The sequence below is a fragment of the uncultured Azonexus sp. genome, from assembly GCF_937982035.1.
Lineage (GTDB): Bacteria > Pseudomonadota > Gammaproteobacteria > Burkholderiales > Rhodocyclaceae > Azonexus.
The window spans coordinates 1-16,686 of sequence record NZ_CALJNI010000001.1; the positions used below are offsets into that span (position 1 = coordinate 1).

The 16,686-nt window shown below is 63.3% G+C and carries 15 protein-coding genes; 7 read left to right on the top strand and 8 right to left on the bottom strand.

Annotated features, from left to right (window positions below; genetic code table 11):
• The 4 genes from Q0799_RS00005 to Q0799_RS00020 all read right to left on the bottom strand — a co-directional run.
• Positions 1–344: Rnf-Nqr domain containing protein (locus tag Q0799_RS00005; protein ID WP_298392896.1), on the bottom strand; the 344-nt coding region annotated here is incomplete at its 3' end.
• A gap of 71 nt (positions 345–415) precedes the next feature.
• On the bottom strand, positions 416–1,462 hold the full coding sequence (locus Q0799_RS00010) for a quinone-dependent dihydroorotate dehydrogenase (protein ID WP_028995357.1): 1,047 nt from the start codon (positions 1,460–1,462) through the stop codon (positions 416–418).
• A gap of 100 nt (positions 1,463–1,562) precedes the next feature.
• Positions 1,563–1,910: a hypothetical protein gene (locus Q0799_RS00015; protein ID WP_043421468.1), complete on the bottom strand. Its 348-nt coding sequence runs from the start codon at positions 1,908–1,910 to the stop codon at positions 1,563–1,565.
• A gap of 34 nt (positions 1,911–1,944) precedes the next feature.
• Positions 1,945–2,397 (bottom strand): DUF3429 domain-containing protein, encoded by a 453-nt coding sequence (locus tag Q0799_RS00020; RefSeq protein ID WP_298392900.1) that lies wholly within the window; start codon positions 2,395–2,397, stop codon positions 1,945–1,947.
• A 131-nt stretch (positions 2,398–2,528) separates the two neighbouring features.
• On the opposite strand from Q0799_RS00020, the gene Q0799_RS00025 reads away from it, so the two are divergent.
• The 3 genes from Q0799_RS00025 to Q0799_RS00035 all read left to right on the top strand — a co-directional run bounded on the left by Q0799_RS00025 (position 2,529) and on the right by Q0799_RS00035 (position 8,080).
• On the top strand, positions 2,529–3,062 hold the full coding sequence (locus Q0799_RS00025; protein ID WP_298392902.1) for a lipocalin family protein: 534 nt from the start codon (positions 2,529–2,531) through the stop codon (positions 3,060–3,062).
• Positions 3,059–4,588, top strand: coding sequence for a cryptochrome/photolyase family protein (locus tag Q0799_RS00030; protein WP_298392904.1), 1,530 nt, complete (start codon positions 3,059–3,061; stop codon positions 4,586–4,588). Before Q0799_RS00025 ends, Q0799_RS00030 begins: the two co-directional genes overlap by 4 nt.
• Positions 4,589–4,765: 177 nt before the next feature.
• Entirely contained in the window at positions 4,766–8,080 is a 3,315-nt protein-coding gene (locus Q0799_RS00035; RefSeq protein WP_298392906.1) for an EAL domain-containing protein, read from the top strand.
• A gap of 194 nt (positions 8,081–8,274) precedes the next feature.
• Here Q0799_RS00035 and Q0799_RS00040 read toward each other — a convergent pair whose 3' ends face one another.
• From Q0799_RS00040 to Q0799_RS00050, 3 genes are all read right to left on the bottom strand, one after another.
• The gene (locus tag Q0799_RS00040; protein WP_298392908.1) at positions 8,275–10,485 is read right to left on the bottom strand and encodes an OsmC domain/YcaO domain-containing protein; all 2,211 of its coding nucleotides are present in this window, start codon (positions 10,483–10,485) and stop codon (positions 8,275–8,277) included.
• Positions 10,486–10,555: 70 nt separating this feature from the next.
• Positions 10,556–10,876 carry an AzlD domain-containing protein gene (locus Q0799_RS00045; protein WP_298392910.1) on the bottom strand — a complete coding sequence of 107 codons (321 nt, stop codon included), beginning with the start codon at positions 10,874–10,876 and terminating at the stop codon, positions 10,556–10,558.
• Positions 10,873–11,562: an AzlC family ABC transporter permease gene (locus Q0799_RS00050; RefSeq protein WP_298393543.1), complete on the bottom strand. Its 690-nt coding sequence runs from the start codon at positions 11,560–11,562 to the stop codon at positions 10,873–10,875. Before Q0799_RS00050 ends, Q0799_RS00045 begins: the two co-directional genes overlap by 4 nt.
• A gap of 107 nt (positions 11,563–11,669) precedes the next feature.
• On the opposite strand from Q0799_RS00050, the gene Q0799_RS00055 reads away from it, so the two are divergent.
• The 4 genes from Q0799_RS00055 to Q0799_RS00070 are packed head-to-tail and all read left to right on the top strand — an operon-like array spanning position 11,670 to position 16,184.
• Positions 11,670–13,070, top strand: coding sequence for a TolC family protein (locus tag Q0799_RS00055; protein WP_298392912.1), 1,401 nt, complete (start codon positions 11,670–11,672; stop codon positions 13,068–13,070).
• A 2-nt stretch (positions 13,071–13,072) separates the two neighbouring features.
• The gene (locus Q0799_RS00060; protein WP_298392914.1) at positions 13,073–14,269 is read left to right on the top strand and encodes an efflux RND transporter periplasmic adaptor subunit; all 1,197 of its coding nucleotides are present in this window, start codon (positions 13,073–13,075) and stop codon (positions 14,267–14,269) included.
• On the top strand, positions 14,269–14,967 hold the full coding sequence (locus Q0799_RS00065) for an ABC transporter ATP-binding protein (RefSeq protein ID WP_298392916.1): 699 nt from the start codon (positions 14,269–14,271) through the stop codon (positions 14,965–14,967). The genes Q0799_RS00060 and Q0799_RS00065 overlap by 1 nt, the downstream gene beginning before the upstream one ends.
• Positions 14,964–16,184 carry an ABC transporter permease gene (locus Q0799_RS00070; RefSeq protein WP_298392918.1) on the top strand — a complete coding sequence of 407 codons (1,221 nt, stop codon included), beginning with the start codon at positions 14,964–14,966 and terminating at the stop codon, positions 16,182–16,184. The genes Q0799_RS00065 and Q0799_RS00070 overlap by 4 nt, the downstream gene beginning before the upstream one ends.
• Here the strand turns inward: Q0799_RS00070 and Q0799_RS00075 are convergent, their stop codons facing one another.
• Positions 16,185–16,685, bottom strand: a complete 501-nt coding sequence (locus tag Q0799_RS00075; RefSeq protein WP_298392920.1) for a TPM domain-containing protein — start codon at positions 16,683–16,685, stop codon at positions 16,185–16,187.
• Between the last annotated feature and the right edge of the window lies 1 nt (position 16,686).

Consider the following 16,686-nt stretch of genomic DNA (forward strand, 5'->3'; position numbering starts at 1 on the left):
GCGCAGTTGGTGGTGATCAGCGGCAGATAGATGCCCAGTGTCTGCTGCAGCGTCGGCGAGGTCTTGGCAATGACCATTTCGGTCAATTGCACGACGGCGGCGATGGTGACGATGAAGGACAGGGTGCGCAGGTATTCCAGCCCGAACGGCATGAGCAGGAAATGGTCGATGATGTAGCTGGCGCCGGTGGCCGTGGTCAGCACGAAAGTCGTGGCCGCACCCATGCCGTAGGCGGTTTCCAGCTTCTTGGAAACGCCCATGAAGGGGCACAGGCCAAGCATCTTGACCAGCACGATGTTGTTGACCAGCACCGCGCCGACGAGAATGAAAATATAGTTGCTCATGATCAGGGGGAGCGAAGACCCGCATTATCCGGCCTGGCGCAGGGACAAACAACTGCGCGCCGTTTATGGGCTTATCGGTTTTTTTCTCCGAGTGCGCGGGCGAGTGCCTGGCCGACCTCGGCGACCAGTTCCGGCCCGCGATAGATGAAGCCGCTATACACCTGGACCAGACTGGCCCCGGCACGAATCTTGGCGACTGCATCCTCCCCCTTGAGAATGCCGCCCACGCCGATGATCGGAACTTCGCCGGCCAGCGCCGCCGACAGTTTTTCCTGCACCGCCGTCGACCGCTGGAACACCGGCGCACCCGACAGGCCACCGGTTTCGTTGCCGTTCGGCAGGTTTTCCACGCCCTCGCGCGACAGCGTCGTATTGGTCGCGATCACGCCGTCGAAACGATGCCGGCGCAAGGCATCGGCAATTGCGGTGATCTGCAGGTCGTCGAGGTCCGGCGCAATCTTCAGCGCCAGCGGCACGTACTTGCCATGCTGCTGCGCCAGCGCCTGCTGGCGTGCCTTGAGTTGCGCGAGCAGGTCGTCGAGCGCCTCGTCCTTCTGCAGTTCGCGCAGGTTCTTGGTGTTCGGCGACGAAATATTGACGGTGACGTAGCTGGCGTCGTTGTACACCTTGTCGAGGCAGATCAGGTAATCGTCGGCAGCCTTCTCGATCGGCGTCGTCGCGTTCTTGCCGATGTTGATGCCGAGGATGCCGCCGCGCTTGGGGAAATTCGCCGCACGCACGTTGAACAGCAGTTCATCGACGCCGGCGTTGTTGAAGCCCATGCGGTTGACGATGCCCTGCGCCTCCGGAATGCGGAACAGCCGCGGCTTCGGATTGCCTTCCTGGGGGCGAGGCGTGATCGTGCCGATTTCGATGAAGCCGAAACCCAGCCGCGCCAGCGCATCGATATGCGCCCCATTCTTGTCCAGCCCGGCGGCCAGGCCGACCGGATTGGGGAAGCGCAACCCCATGACCTCAACCGGACAATCCGGCGCCGGCTTGGCCAGCAAGCCGAGCAGGCCGGCCGATTCGAGGAAGGACATCCCGGTCAGGCCAATGCCGTGCGCCTTTTCGGCGTCCAGGGAGAAAAAGAACTTGCGAATGAGCGGATAGAGCATGGTGGCCGGCATTTTACCGCATTTGAGTGCCGGCCAAAGCCTGAAATGGCGCCTGATGAGGCTTGTTTTTGGCGAAGTGGCGACAATGGCACACGCTGCGTCAGCGTGTCTGTCGATGGGCTTTGCCGGATTGATCCAGCGTCTCCATTTCCTGCAGGGGATAGGCATCGGCGACATAAGCCGGACCTTTCATCACCATGACGATGAAGGCGGCAATGCCGACCGTGAGCACGACCGTCCAGTGCAGGATGATCAGGCTGGCGACGTAGATGTCGGTGGTGGTCACGGCCATGGCGTCGGCGGTGTCGGCAAACACCCTGACCAGTAGCGAAGGGGCAGCGAGCAGCAGGGTGCCGAAAAGGAAGGTCGCCGGCAGCCGGCGCAGTACCTGACGTTCCTTGCCGGCCGGCGTGCGCGGAAACCCGGGCAAGCGATTGAACAGTTTCATGGTGCGACCTCCGATGGCTTGTTGCGCGACGGTTTCAAGCGGCGAGCATTCCCGCTAGCAGGCAAATGATGGCGATCCCGCTCAAGCGCTGGCGAAGCGGCAGGTACCAGCTTGGCAGGGCCGTCCGGCGCGCCAGGCGGCTGTCCTGCAGATAATGGGCGATGAAACCCGCAACCAGCAGGGAGGCGGCGAGCGGTGCGGGGAGCATCAGCGCCGGCCAGGCCAGCAGGGCGGGGACGACGCTCCAGGCAAAGCAGGCCGAGCGCTGGCGCTCGGTCAGCCCGGGCAGACTCATCGCCAGCCCCCAGTGCAGCGCGCCAACGAAGCTGAGAATGATCGCCCCGTAAGCGAACAGCGCATCGCTCCACAGCAGGCCATGATGCTGGTCGAGCCAGCTGCCCGAGGCCAGTGCGAGAAACGGCAGCAAGCCGCCGTAGCCTAGCCAGGCAACGACGGGTGGCAGTGTCGGGGATTGGCTTTGGGTCATGTTGAACCTCGCACGGTTATCAATTGCGTCATGAACAAAACTGATGATTTGGCGTTTGTTTGGCGTAATATTGCGATTGTTTTCTTTGTTTGTCCAGGACAAAATTGGTTTCGGTCTCCGGAAAGGTTTTCATGCTTCCCTTACGTTCCGCCTGCCTTACGCTGTTGCTTTCGCTGACGCTCGTTGCCTGCTCGACCGCGCCGCCCGACGGGGTGCGTCCGGTGAGCTCGTTCGAGATCGACCGTTATCTGGGGAAATGGTACGAAATTGCCCGCCTCGATCATTCGTTCGAGCGTGGCATGAGCGATGTCAATGCGACCTATTCGCTGCAGGACGATGGCAGCGTCAAGGTGATAAACCGCGGCTACGACACCCGGCGCCAGATGTGGAAGGAAGCCGTCGGACGCGCGGTGTTCATCGGCGATCCTGACACTGCATCGCTCAAGGTTTCGTTCTTCGGCCCGTTCTACGGCGGCTATCACGTGATCGCCCTCGATCAGGAGCACTACCGCTGGTCGCTGGTCGCCGGCCCGAGCCGGGACTACCTGTGGATACTCGCCCGCGAGTGGACTCTGCCGACCGACGTGCGTGATGCCCTGGTGAGCAAGGCCCAGTCCCTGGGCTTTGCCACCGAGCAGCTGATCTGGGTGGAACAGACGCGGTGAGCACCCTGCGGCTGATCCTGGGCGATCAACTCAATCCGCAGCACAGCTGGTTCGCGCAAGCCGACGCTGCCGTCATCTACGTGATGATGGAGGTCCGCCAGGAAACCGATTACGTCCGCCACCATGCCCAGAAAATCATCGCCATCTTCGCCGCCATGCGCGACTTTGCCCGGCACTTGCGGGAGGCGGGACATCGCGTGGAGTATCTTGCTATCGACGATCCGGCCAACCGCCAGTCGCTGCTGGCCAACCTCGATGCGCTGATCGCGCGCCACGCGGTCACCGCCTTCGAATACCAGGCACCCGACGAATGGCGGCTCGACCGGCAACTGGCGGACTACGCCGCGAAACTTGTCATCCCCGCGCGGATGGTCGACAGCGAGCACTTTTTCAGCCAGCGCGACGAAGCTGCCAGACTTTTCGCCGGGCGCCGGCAATGGTTGATGGAACACTTCTACCGCCAGATGCGGATGCGTCACGACGTGCTGATGGCCGGCCCGGGCAAGCCGCTCGGCGGTCGCTGGAACTTCGACCACGACAACCGCAAGTCCTGGTCGGGCGTGCCGTGCGCACCGGCCGACTGGCGCGGTCAGCACGATCACTCGGTACTCTGGCAAAGCATCCGTCAGGCCGGCGTGGACAGCTTCGGCGAGCCGGCGGCTGGGCATTTCCGCTGGCCGCTGAACCGACAGGAGGCTTTGGAGCAGCTGGCCGACTTCATTGACGAGGCACTGCCCCATTTCGGCGATTTCCAGGACGCGATGGCAGCCGGCAACGGGCGGCTTTTCCATTCCCTGATCTCGTTCGCGCTCAACACCAAGATGCTCAACCCGCGCGAGGTCATCGCCGCCGTCGTCAGCGCGCAGCAGGCCGGCCATGTTCCGCTGGCAGCGGCCGAAGGCTACATCCGGCAGATTCTCGGCTGGCGCGAATACGTGCGCGGCGTGTATTGGGCCAGCATGCCGGGTTACGACGCACACAACCATTTCGCCCATCGCCTGCCGCTTCCCGCCTGGTTCTGGAACGGACAAACCCGCATGCGCTGCCTGGCGCATGCCATCGGTCAGTCGCTGGAACACGCCTACGCCCACCACATCCAGCGCCTGATGGTGATCGGCAACTTCGCGCTACTCGCCGGACTCGATCCGGCGGCCGTCCACCGCTGGTATCTCGGGGTGTACATCGACGCCTTCGAATGGGTCGAACTGCCCAACACCCTCGGCATGAGCCAGTTTGCCGACGGCGGCCGGCTGGCGACCAAACCCTACGTATCGACCGCCGCCTACATCGACCGCATGAGCGATTACTGCCGGGGCTGCCATTACGATAGGAAAGCCCGTGTCGGCGAGCGGGCCTGCCCGTTCAACGCCCTGTACTGGGATTTCTTCGCGCGCAACGGCGAGCGGCTGGCCACCAACCCCAGGCTGGGAATGGTCTATCGCCAGCTGGCCGGCGTGGACCCGGCAACGCTCGATGCCTTGCAGCATCGAGCGGAGGAAGTCCGGGCGGGAATCGAGACGCTGTGAAGGCCCGGTGTTCCGACATGGCCCGGCGCGATGGTGTGTGTTGCCCCTCGTGCCGAAAGCGATGGGCTCTTTTCGGCCGTCTCGGTCTTTGGTTGTGCTGCTACTGACCGGCAGCTGCCGGCCACCGAATGTCCTGAAACTGATAGGATAGGCTTACTACTACTAAGGTAATAAGTGATGAAAAAGAAGCCTATCCGCCTCGGCCTGATGCCGCCGCTCACCGGCCTGGTCGGGCTTTATGGCCAGGAAATCGTCACTGCAGCCCGCATTGCCTGCGCGGAGGTGAATCGGCACGGCGGCGTCCTCGGTCGCCCGCTCGAATTGATCGTGGAAGACGATGGCAGTTTGCCCGACAGTGCGTTGCGTGCGGCCGGCAAGTTGGTGGATGAACATGCCTGCGTCGCACTGATTGGCAACCTCCTGTCGAACTCGCGTATTGCCGTTGCCAACCAGATTGCCGAACCCAGGCAGGTGCCGCTACTCAATTTTTCGTTCTACGAAGGCAGCATCCGCAGCCGCTATTTCTTTCACTTCGCCGCCCTGCCGAATCAGCAGATCGACAAGATGATCCCCTTTATGGCCCGTCGTTATGGCCAGAAGATGTTTTTCGCTGGCAGTAATTATGAATGGCCGCGGGGATCGATTGACGCGGCTAAACGCAGCCTGCTCGGTATCGGCGGTGACATTGTCGGTGAGGTCTATCTCCCCATTGCCGCCAGTGAGGAGGAAATCGGGGGATTGCTTGATCAAGTCGCGCGTTCCGGCGCCGATGTCTTTGTTCCATACTTCGCTGGTGCCGACCAACTGACGCTGCTCAAACGTTTTGCTGAGCGAGGATTGAAACATCGGATGGCCGTGGTCATGGGGCATTTTGATGAAATGCTTGCCAGTCAGCTAGCGCCCGATGTTCGCGAGGGGCTGTATTCCAGCAACACCTATTTCATGTCGCTGGAAACGGTGGAAAACCGCCATTACCTGCAGCAGTTGGCTCGCCAGCCTGGTGTTACCGGCATCTGGCCAGATGGTAACGGCGTACTGACCAATTTTGGTGAAGGCTGCTATCTCTGCGTCCACGCCTTTGCCCGGGCTGCCGAGATGGCTGGCAGCATCGCCACCGAGTCATTGATTGACGCGTTGGAGCGTGTCCAGGTCATCGGACCACAAGGGATCGTCGAAATGGACCGGGCAACGCATCACGCTACGGTCAATAGTGTCCTTGCGCGCTCCAACGCGGATGGCAGCTTCAGTATCGTTGATAACTTCGGTCGCATACCCCCCGAAATTCCCGAACGTTACCGGATGCCGGGAAACAAGGTGGATATTCATGAATCCCCCATGTCTCCAACGACTACGGCACGCCTGGCGGCGGAAATGGGGGCGGCCAAGGTACGGCTGAGTAGCGCCCAGCACATCCTCTCCATTGCCGACATGGCGATCATCGCCACCAACGGTGAGGGCATCATCAACGAAACCAATCGCAGTGCCCAGTCGCTGTTCGGCTACCAGGAGCAGGAATTCCAGGGCATGTCCATCCACCTGCTCCTGCCACCGCATTTCCGCGAAAGGCATGCACAACTGCTGAAAGCTTTCGTTGATGGTGCAGAGACCGAGCGCCGCATGACCGGCCGGAATGAGGTCACAGGCTATCGCAAGGATGGCAGCTTTTTTCCGCTGGAAGTCTCGATTGCCAAATTTCGGAATGGCGAGGATTGGCTACTCGTCGCCACCATGCGCGATGTCACTGAGCGCAAGCGCGCGGAAGAGGAACTGACCCATCGCGCTACCCACGATATCCTTACCGGGCTTCCGAATCGTGCTTTGATCCGTGAACGACTCAACAGCGCATTGCAACGCTCGAAACGGAGCGGCCTTAGCGTGGCCTTGTTGTTTGTTGACCTGGACGGCTTCAAGCTCGTCAACGACACACATGGTCATGAGGCTGGCGATGAATTGCTGAAGCGTATTTCCAGCCAACTGCTGGATCAGGTTCGCCCTGGCGATACGGTGGCCCGTCTAGCCGGTGACGAGTTCGTGATCCTGTGCGAGCAGGTCGAGCAACCGATCAGCATGTCAATGCTGGCAACTCGAATCAACGATACGCTGCGCCAACCTGTCGAGTTCAAAGGCGAAAATCTCTTTGTGACGGCGAGCATCGGGGTCGCGATCGGCAATGGCAGCACGCATTCGGCCGACGACCTGCTGCGCTACGCCGATACCGCCATGTATGCGGTCAAGGAGCGCGGCCGGGACGGTTGGCAGTTTTTCAGCGAGACGCTCCAGGAGCAGGCCAAACAGCGTCTGACCATCACCAATGGTTTGCGCCTGGCGATCGAGAATCATGAACTTTCGGCGCGTTTCCAACCGATTGTCGCTGCAGAAACCGGAAGGATCGTCGGTGCGGAACTCCTTTTGCGCTGGCACCCGGCCGGCGGCGAAATTTCTCCGGCGATCTTCATACCGATTGCCGAACAAACGGGCAGCATCGTCCAAATTGGACTATGGGTGTTTCGCGAAGCTTGCCGGGCTGAAGCAGAATGGCGTCATCGCTGGGGCAACGAAGCCCCCTATGTTTCCCTCAACGTGTCCGCTCGACAACTCAACGAATCCTCGCTGCTCGAGGACTTTGCTGCAATCCTCGCGGAAACTGACGCGGATCCGACACGCCTGCTGCTTGAAATCACCGAGACCTCACTGATGGCGGATGTCGAGAGCAATCTGCGCATTCTGCGCCGTCTGGCCGACCTTGGCCTGCGGGTCGCGGTCGACGATTTCGGAACTGGCTACTCTTCGCTGGCTCAACTGACCAGGCTGCCGGTCAACGTCCTCAAGATTGATCGTGCCTTTGTCGACGGGCTCGAAAAAAGCGAGGAAAGTCGCACGATCATCCGCGCAGTGATCGGCATCGGTCGCTCACTGGGGCTCAAGCTTGTTGCCGAAGGCGTCGAAACCGGCACTCAGCAGCGGGAGCTTTGTACCTATGGCTGCGACATGATCCAGGGCTATTATTTCCACCGACCGCTGGAAGAAAAGGTCTTTGCCGAGACTTTCGAGCGTGAGAATGGTCGGCTTGGTGTGGATGTCAGCGCGCCACTCTATTTCTTGCTGTATGTCAGTCGCAGTCTGGAAAAGCTTGACCAAGCCGCGCAGCAGAAAATACAGCACAACAACCGGCGTAACGGGATTTCCGGTTGCCTGATCGAGCAGGATGGCGAATTCATGCAGGTGATCGAGGGCAAAAAGGAAGTCATTCTGGCCCTCAGAGACAGGATTCGGGCAGACGTCCGCCATACCGATTTCCGCATCGTGGCAGAGGGGCCGCTACATCAACGTATCTTCAGTGACTGGGGGATGGCCGTGTGGACCCTGGACAGGGTGGATAATCCACTCGATTTCTCTGCTTGGGAAAAACGCAGGATACGGTTTGCCGACATGGCCGATGACCCGCAACTTTGTTACGCCTACATCACCGCGCACGCTGGCAAGAGCCACTAGCCTGTTTCATCCCATTCATCTTTATTTATTTCGAAATATGTCAGCTTGCTGTGATTGGCCGTTCATGAAGGTTTGCTTCTCCAAGCAGACAACTTTTGCTTGTGGGGTCGATAGCCGTTATCCAACGCAGCGCTGTGACGTCGGTGTTGAACGACAGCAATAACCCAACTTCCGACCATCCCGCGTTCGAGAAATCACATTCCCAGGCTCACCCCCGCCGCCTTCGCCCTGGCCGCGTGCGCCTTGCGGTAGCTGTCGAGCAGCCGCTGGTGGCGGTCCAGCCCTTCCAGTTTCATGCTGGTCGGCGTCAGACCGTGGAAGCGGATGCTGCCATCCACTGAGCCGATGACCGCGTCCATGCGCTCGTTGCCGAACATGCGGCGGAAGTTGGGCTCGTAGTCGTCCAGCTCCAGTTCGTCGTCGAGCAGCACTTCCAGCACCACATTGACCGCCTGGTAGAACAGGCCGCGCTCGGCGGTGTTTTCGTTGTACTGCAGGTAGGCTTCGACCTGTTCCTTGGCCGCTTCGAAATCCTGCAGCGCCAGGTTGATCAGGAGCTTGAGTTCGAGGATGGTCAGCTGGCCCCAGTCGGTGTTCTCGTCGAATTCGACGCCGATCAGCGTGATGATGTCGGTGTAGTCGTCGAGTTCGCTTTCTTCCAGGCGCTCCAGCAAGGCTTCGAGGCCGGTGTTGTCGAGGCGGTGCAGATTGAGGATGTCTTCGCGGAAGGCCAGCGCCTTGTTGGTGTTGTCCCAGATCAGGTCGTCGACCGGGTAGATTTCCGAGTAGCCGGGCACCAGGATGCGGCAGGCGTTGGCGCCAAGCTGGTCGTAGACGGCGACGTAAACCTCCTTGCCCATCTCGGCGAGGATGCCGAACAGCGTGGCGGCTTCATCGGCGTTGGAGTTCTCGCCGTGACCGGAGAAATCCCATTCGACGAAGTCGTAATCGGCTTTGGCGCTGAAAAAGCGCCACGACACGACGCCGCTGGAATCGATGAAGTGTTCGACGAAGTTGTTCGGCTCGGTGACGGCATTGCTCTCGAAGGTCGGCCGCGGCAGGTCGTTGAGACCTTCAAAGCTGCGCCCCTGCAGCAGTTCGGTGAGGCTGCGTTCGAGCGCGACTTCCAGGCTCGGGTGCGCGCCGAAGGAGGCGAAGACGCCGCCGGTGCGCGGGTTCATCAGGGTCACGCACATCACCGGGAACTGGCCGCCGAGCGAGGCATCCTTGACCAGCACCGGGAAGCCCTGTTTTTCCAGTTCCTCGATGCCGGCGACGATGCCCGGGTATTTGGCCAGTACCTCGGCCGGCATGTCGGGCAGCGCGATTTCGCCTTCGAGGATTTCACGTTTGACGGCGCGCTCGAAGATTTCCGACAGGCACTGCACCTGCGCTTCCGCCAGCGTGTTGCCGGCGCTCATGCCGTTGCTGAGAAACAGGTTGTCGATCAGGTTGGTCGGGAAATACACCGTCTCGCCGTCCGACTGGCGCACGTAGGGCAGCGCGCAGACGCCGCGCTCGGTGTTGCCGGAGTTGGTGTCGAAGAGGTGCGAGGCGCGCAGCTCGCCGTCCGGGTTGTAGATGGCCAGCGTGTAGTCGTCGAGCAGGTCCTTGGGCAGCGCGTCTTTCTTGCCGGGCTTGAACCAGCGCTCGTTCGGGTAATGGACGAAGGGCGCGTTGGCGAATTCCTCGCCCCAGAACTGGTCGTTGTAGAAGTGGTTGCAGCTCAGGCGCTCGATGTATTCGCCCAGGGCGGAGGCCAGCGCGCTTTCTTTGGTCGCGCCCTTGCCGTTGGTGAAGCACATCGGCGAATGCGCGTCGCGGATGTGCAGCGACCAGACGTTGGGTACCAGATTGCGCCAGGAAGCGATCTCGATCTTGATGCCCAGCCCGGCGAGCAGGGCCGACATGTTGGCGATGGTCTGCTCCAGCGGCAGGTCCTTGCCGGCGATGAAGGTCTGCGTGCCGGCGTCCGGGTTGATGGTCAGCAACGCCTGGGCGTCGGCGTCGAGATTCTCGACTTCCTCGATGATGAACTCGGGGCCGGTCTGCACCACCTTTTTTACGGTACACCGGTCTATCGAACGCAAAATGCCCAGCCGGTCCTTGGCCGAAATGTCCGGCGGCAGCTCGACCTGGATCTTGAAAGTCTGCTTGTAGCGGTTTTCCGGATCGACGATGTTGTTCTGCGACAGGCGGATGTGCTCGGTCGGGATGTTGCGCGTGTCGCAGTAGAGCTTGACGAAGTAGGCCGCGCACAAGGCCGACGAGGCCAGGAAGTAATCGAACGGCCCCGGCGCCGAGCCGTCGCCCTTGTAGCGGATCGACTGATCGGCGATGACCGTGAAGTCGTCGAATTTGGCTTCCTGACGAAGCTTGTCGAGAAAATTGACCTTGATTTCCATGCGGCTGTCCCAGCGTTCTAAACGAATCGGTCGCCATTATCCGGGTTTCCCGGCGACCGGGACGCGATTCTCAGCCGCCGAGCTGGCGCAGGCCGAGCAGCACCGCCATGCCGACGATGAACGGCAGCCAGGGATTGCGCGAGAGCAGGGCAGCGACCACGGCGGCGATGCCGCCGCCGAGCTTGGCGTTGATGACATCGACGCTGCCATCGACCACCAGCAGGTCGGGGGCGACGATGGCGGCAAGGGCGGCGGCGGGCGCGTAACGCAGCGCGCGCTGGAGCACCGGCGGCAATTGCACGCGGTTGCCGAGAACGATGAAACTGGCGCGCGGCAAGGTCGTGGCCAGGCCGATCAACACGAAAATCAACCACAGGCTGGTGTCGTTCATGGCTGGCGTCGCTTGTGTTCGAGATGTTCGGCGAGGAAACCGGCGGCAATGCCGATGACGATGGCGGCGACTGTGCCCAGGCGCAGCGGCATGCCGCGCAGCAGCGTCGCGGCCGCGCCGCCGGCTAGTGCGGCGACCAGCATCGGGGGGATGCGTGCCATCGGCACCAGCAGCACGATCAGCGCGATGGTCGCCATGAATTCCAGCGACCAGCTAGCCGGCACGACCCCGGCGGCGAAGATGCCGATCAGCGTGAAGCTCTGCCACAGCAGCCACGACCACAGCGAGGGCGCGAGGTAGAAACCGAGGCGCCAGCGTGGGTCGTCGACCTGCAGCATGCGCTCGGCGCAGGTGGCGAAGACGCCGTCGGTCAGCAGGTGGCCCGACAGCCAGCGCTGGGGGGCGCCAACCCCGTGAAAGCCAGGGGCGATGGCGGCGCTGAAGATGACGAAGCGCAGGTTGAGCGCCAGCGCGGTGACGACGATCAGCCATAGCGGCGCATCGGAACTGATCAGCGGCAGCGTGCCGAGCTGGGCGGTACCGGCGAAGACGATCAGGTTCATGCCCATCGCTTCGACCGGGCTGAAACCGTGGCTGCTCATTGCCATGCCCATGACCAGCGCCCACGGCACGAGACCGACCGAAACCGGCAGGAAAGCGGCGAAACCCTCGCGGGCGCCGAGCATGAAGGAAGAGGTGGCGGGCACTGACATGCCCGGCAGGATAGCGAGAGCGCGCCCGGAAAACAATTTGTAACAGCTAGATTGGCCCGGAGCCGGCTAAACTGCTGGGCATGCGAATCCTTCTCAGAAACCTCGGCGTGCTCCTGGTCGGTCTCGCGGGCAGTGCCGGGCAAGCTCAGACCCTGACCGACCCGCTACAGACCGAAGCCATGTTGCCGTTGCGCAGCTCGCATGCGCTGGCCGCGCGCGTTGGCGAGCTACCGTGTGCCGACCAACTGCCGGCCGCGCCGCTGAGTGCACTCGACGCGGTCGACCTGGCGCTGTGCAATCACCCGCAGACGCGCGAGCAGTGGGCGAGCGCGCGGGCCCAGGCGGCGCAGGTCGGCGTTGCGCGGGCTGGCTGGTTGCCGTCGGTGGACGGTCGGGCCGGCATCACCCGCAACTTCACCGAAATACAGAACGAAATGCAGGGCGTCACCCAGCGCAACGCTTCGCTGAGCCTGTCGTGGCTGTTGCTCGACGGCGGCCAGCGCGCGGCCGGCATCGACAACGCGACGCGGCTGCTCGACGCCGCGCTGGCGACCCGCGATGCGACGGTGCAAACGCTGTTCCTGTCGGCCTTGCAGACCTATCACGGTGCCCAGGCCGCGCGGGCGGCGGTGCAGGCGGCGGTTGAGGCCGAACGCTCGGCGCAGGAAAGCCTGGCTGCCGCCGAATTGCGTTACCGGGTCGGCGCCGGCACGCCGGCCGAGCGTCTGCAGGCGCAGACGGCGGCTTCGCAGGCGCGGCTCAACCGGCAGCGGGCCGAGGGCGAGGCGCGCAGCGCTTTGGGCAGCCTGGCCAATGCGCTGGGTCTGCCGGCACAGACGCCGCTGCAGCTGGCGGAAATGTCTCCGGTCAGCGGCGACGCCAGCTTCCGTAACGATCTCGATACCTTGATCGCCGCTGCCATCGAACGTCGCCCGGACCTGAAGGCCGCCGAAGCCCAGGTGCTGGCCGCCGAGGCGTCGGTGACGGTGGCCCGGGCGCAGGGGCGGCCGACGCTGTCGCTGGCGGCCGGGCCGAACTGGCAGCGTGTCGATGGCGTGACCAACCGCAGCGGTGCGATCGGGCTGACCCTGAACGTGCCCTTGTTTTCCGGCTTCGACACCACCTATCGCGTACGTGCCGCCGAGGCCCAGCAGGAAGCTCGCGCCGCCCAGCGCGACCGTATCCGCAACCAGGTCGCGCTCGATGTGTGGAAGGCGTATCACAGCCTGAACACGGCCACCGAGGCGCTGCAGACGACGCGCGATCTGGTCGCCAGCGCCGAACAGTCCGAGCGCGTGGCGCTTGGCCGCTACAAGGCCGGCGTCGGTTCCGTGCTCGACCTGCTGAGTGCCCAGACGGCGCTGGCCCAGGCGCGCGTCCAGCGCATCCAGGCCGAACTCGACTGGAATATCTATCGTGCCGCCCTGGCCCAGAGCATGGGCGCGCTCGACTACACGCTGCTGCAGGCAGCCGGGGAATGAAGATGAAGAAGACCGGAAAAATTTTGATCCTGACCGTTCTCGCTGCCAGTCTGGCCGGCGGCGGCTACTGGTTCGTCAAGCAGCGCGCCGCGCAGGACCCGGAGAAGCGCTACCGCACCGCCGAACTGGCGCGCGGCAACGTGACCCAGGCGGTGTCGGCCAACGGCACGCTCAATCCGGTGGTGCTGGTCAGCGTCGGTACCCAGGTCTCGGGCACGGTGCGCAAGCTGCACGTCGATTTCAACGACAAGGTGAAGGCCGGCCAGCCCCTGCTCGAACTCGACGATTCGCTGGTTTCGGCCAGCGCCCGCCAGAGCGCCGCCAGCATCACCTCGGCGCAGGCCAGCCTTGATCTGGCGGTGGCCAACGAAGCGCGGATGAAAGCCCTGCTCGCCGAGGAGTTCGTCTCCAAACAGGAATACGACCAGGCGGCGCAGGTGCTGCGCTCGGCGCGCGCGCAACTGGCGCAGGCGCAGGCGCAGCATGCGCGTGACCAGGCCAATCTCGGCTACACGGTGATCCGCTCGCCGGTCGATGGCGTGGTCATCGACCGCGTCGTCGATCTCGGCCAGACCGTGGCCGCCAGCTTCCAGACGCCGACCTTGATCAAGATCGCCCAGGATCTGTCGGAGATGCGCATCGATACGAGCTTTGCCGAAGCCGACATCGGCGCCATCCGCGAGGGCCAGAAGGCGAAATTCACGGTCGATGCCTTCCCGGACCGTCAGTTCGAGGGCGTGGTCCAGCAAATCCGCCTCAATCCGGTGACGCAGCAGAACGTGGTGACCTACAACGTGCGCATTTCGGTGGCCAACCCGGACCACATCCTGTTGCCGGGAATGACCGCCTACGTGACCATTGGCGTGCGTCAGCGCGAGAATGTGCTGCTGGTGCCGAACGCGGCGCTGCGCTTCAAGCCGGCCGAAAGTGCCCCGGCGGCGCCGGCCGGACCGGGCGCCGGCGGGCCGCCGTCAGCCGGCGCCGGTGGCGGCAAGGGCCGGGCGCGCGGTGGCCAGGGGGCGACCGTGCATGTGCTGGAAAGCGGCCAGTTAAAGGCCGTGCCGGTTCAGTTGGGCATTACCGACAGTCGCAATACCGAGCTGGTGTCCGGCGAACTGGCCGAGGGGGCGCGCATCGTCGTCGGTGAAAACGGCGGGCCGGCCAAGGCGCCGTCGTCGGTCGGCATGCGGATGTTCTGATGGCTGCTTCCGTCATCCGGGTTGCCGGTCTGGGCAAGTCCTACCAGACGGCGGCCGGCGAGTTTCCCGCGCTACGCGGCGTCGATCTCGACATCGCTGCCGGCGAGTACGTGGCGATCATGGGGCCGTCCGGCTCCGGCAAATCGACCTTCATGAACCTGCTCGGCTGTCTCGACACGCCCAGTGCCGGCGACTATTTCCTGGCCGGCGAGAACGTCGCGCACCTGAGCAAGGACGATCTGGCCCGCTTGCGCAACCGGACCATCGGTTTCGTTTTCCAGGGCTTCAACCTGCTGCCGCGCATGAGCCTGCAGGACAACGTCGCGCTGCCGCTGGTCTACGCTGGTGCCGACAAGGAAACGCGACGGGCGCGGGCGCGCGTGCTGCTTGAGCGTGTCGGTCTGGGTAAATACGCCGAATCGTTGCCCAATCGCATTTCCGGCGGTCAGCAACAGCGCGTGGCGATTGCCCGGGCGCTGGTCAACGAACCGCGCCTGATCCTCGCCGACGAGCCGACCGGCAATCTCGACAGCCATACCAGCGAGGAAATCATGCGCCTGTTCGGCGAATTGAACGCGGACGGCATCACCATCGTGCTGGTCACCCACGAGCCCGACATTGCCGCCCACGCCAGCCGCCAGGTGCGCTTCCTCGACGGCTGCATCGTCAGCGATCACCTTACCGGAGAACAGCCATGATCCGCCCGATGCTCGGCGAAGCCTGGCTGGCGATGGGCGCCAACCGTCTGCGCACGGCGCTGACCATGCTCGGCATGGTGATCGGCGTCGGCGCCGTGGTCATCATGCTGGCCATCGGTCAGGGGGCGCAGTACGCGGTGCAGCAGACGATCAGCACCATGGGGTCGAACCTGTTCATTGTCCTTTCCGGATCATTCACCGCGTCCGGCGTGCGCAGTGGCAGCGGCGGTGGGCCGACGCTGACCGTCGGCGATGCCGAGGCGATTGCCGAACTCGACGGCGTGGCCAACGTCGCGCCGACCCATCAGGGGGCGCGGCAACTGGTCTATGGCGCGCAGAACTGGAGTACGCAGGTGATCGGCACGACGCCGGCCTACCTCGATGCTCGCGCCTGGAATCTGGTCAGCGGCGGCAGCTTCGGCGATTCCGACGTGCGTTCGGCAACACGGGTGGCGGTGATCGGCAAGACCGTCGCCGAAAACCTGTTCGGCGACGAAGACCCGGTCGGCAAGACGCTGCGCATCCAGCAGAGCCCGTTTGTCGTCACCGGCGTGCTCGCGCCCAAGGGACAGAACCTCGACGGCCGCGATCAGGACGACACCGTGATCATTCCGCTGTCCACCGCACAGCGCAAGGTGTTCGGCACCCCCTTTGTCGGTTCGGTGCGGATGATCATGGTCCAGGCCGATTCGGCCGAAGGCATGGAGCGGACGATGAACAGTGTCGAGTCCTTGCTGCGTCAGCGGCACCGCCTGCGCGACGACATGCCCAACGACTTCTTCATGCGCAACCTGTCGGCCGCCGCCGAGTCGGAAGCCGAAACGACGCGGACCATGTCCATCCTGCTCGGCGCCATCGCCTCGATTTCGCTGATCGTCGGCGGCATCGGCATCATGAACATCATGCTGGTGTCGGTCACCGAGCGTACCCGGGAAATCGGCATCCGCATGGCCATCGGCGCGCGGCAGAAGGACATCCTGCTGCAGTTCCTGCTCGAAGCGGTGATGATTTCCTTCGCCGGCTGCCTGCTCGGCCTGACGCTGGGCATCGCCATCGCGCTCGGCATCAACGCGATCACCGGCATGGTCGTGGTCATTTCCGGGACGGCGGCGCTGCTGGCCTTTGCCGTCGCTGCCGGAGTCGGCATCTTCTTCGGTTGGTACCCGGCGCAGAAGGCGTCGCGGCTCGATCCGATCGAGGCGCTGCGCTACCAGTGATCAGCGCAGCCGCGGGCGGTTGCCGAGTTCGTTCGGGTTGTCGTCGGCTGCTGCCGGGAAATGTTCGGCGAGCAGGGCGCCGATGCGGCCGACGGCGCTGACCAGTCCGTCGCGGTAGCGGCCGGCGGCGAAATCGGCTTCGGTGGCGTGACAGATGTCGTCCCACACGGCTTGCGGCACGCGCCCGGCGATGCCGTGGTCGGCGAGGATTTCCAGCTGGTGGTCGAGCAACTGGATGTAGAGCAGGATGCCGGTCGCCTCGCGCGTCTGGTCGACGCCGTATTCCAGGAATAGGCGAGCGGCCCGCCGGCGGCTGTCTTCTTCGTGCCAGAGCGCGGCAAAAGGTAAGGCGCCTTCGATGACCACGCAGATTTCGCCGCGATGGGTCTTTTCGGAAGCATCGATGGCGGCTTCGACGGCGTCGAGATCATCCTTGGCGAAATGGCGGCGGACCAGCCAGCCCGGCGCGGTCAGGTGCCTGAGTTTGCGTAACAGTCCCATC

Bases quoted from the DNA above. Each gene is read 5' to 3' on its own strand.
- Q0799_RS00025 (WP_298392902.1), top strand. From the start codon at position 2,529: ATGCTTCCCTTACGTTCCGCCTGCCTTACGCTGTTGCTTTCGCTGACG.
- Q0799_RS00010 (WP_028995357.1), bottom strand. From the start codon at position 1,462: ATGCTCTATCCGCTCATTCGCAAGTTCTTTTTCTCCCTGGACGCCGAA.
- Q0799_RS00040 (WP_298392908.1), bottom strand. From the start codon at position 10,485: ATGGAAATCAAGGTCAATTTTCTCGACAAGCTTCGTCAGGAAGCCAAA.
- Q0799_RS00035 (WP_298392906.1), top strand. From the start codon at position 4,766: ATGAAAAAGAAGCCTATCCGCCTCGGCCTGATGCCGCCGCTCACCGGC.
- Q0799_RS00015 (WP_043421468.1), bottom strand. From the start codon at position 1,910: ATGAAACTGTTCAATCGCTTGCCCGGGTTTCCGCGCACGCCGGCCGGC.
- Q0799_RS00020 (WP_298392900.1), bottom strand. From the start codon at position 2,397: ATGACCCAAAGCCAATCCCCGACACTGCCACCCGTCGTTGCCTGGCTA.
- Q0799_RS00050 (WP_298393543.1), bottom strand. From the start codon at position 11,562: ATGCTCGGCGCCCGCGAGGGTTTCGCCGCTTTCCTGCCGGTTTCGGTC.
- Q0799_RS00045 (WP_298392910.1), bottom strand. From the start codon at position 10,876: ATGAACGACACCAGCCTGTGGTTGATTTTCGTGTTGATCGGCCTGGCC.
- Q0799_RS00055 (WP_298392912.1), top strand. From the start codon at position 11,670: ATGCGAATCCTTCTCAGAAACCTCGGCGTGCTCCTGGTCGGTCTCGCG.
- Q0799_RS00065 (WP_298392916.1), top strand. From the start codon at position 14,269: ATGGCTGCTTCCGTCATCCGGGTTGCCGGTCTGGGCAAGTCCTACCAG.
- Q0799_RS00070 (WP_298392918.1), top strand. From the start codon at position 14,964: ATGATCCGCCCGATGCTCGGCGAAGCCTGGCTGGCGATGGGCGCCAAC.
- Q0799_RS00060 (WP_298392914.1), top strand. From the start codon at position 13,073: ATGAAGAAGACCGGAAAAATTTTGATCCTGACCGTTCTCGCTGCCAGT.
- Q0799_RS00075 (WP_298392920.1), bottom strand. From the start codon at position 16,685: ATGGGACTGTTACGCAAACTCAGGCACCTGACCGCGCCGGGCTGGCTG.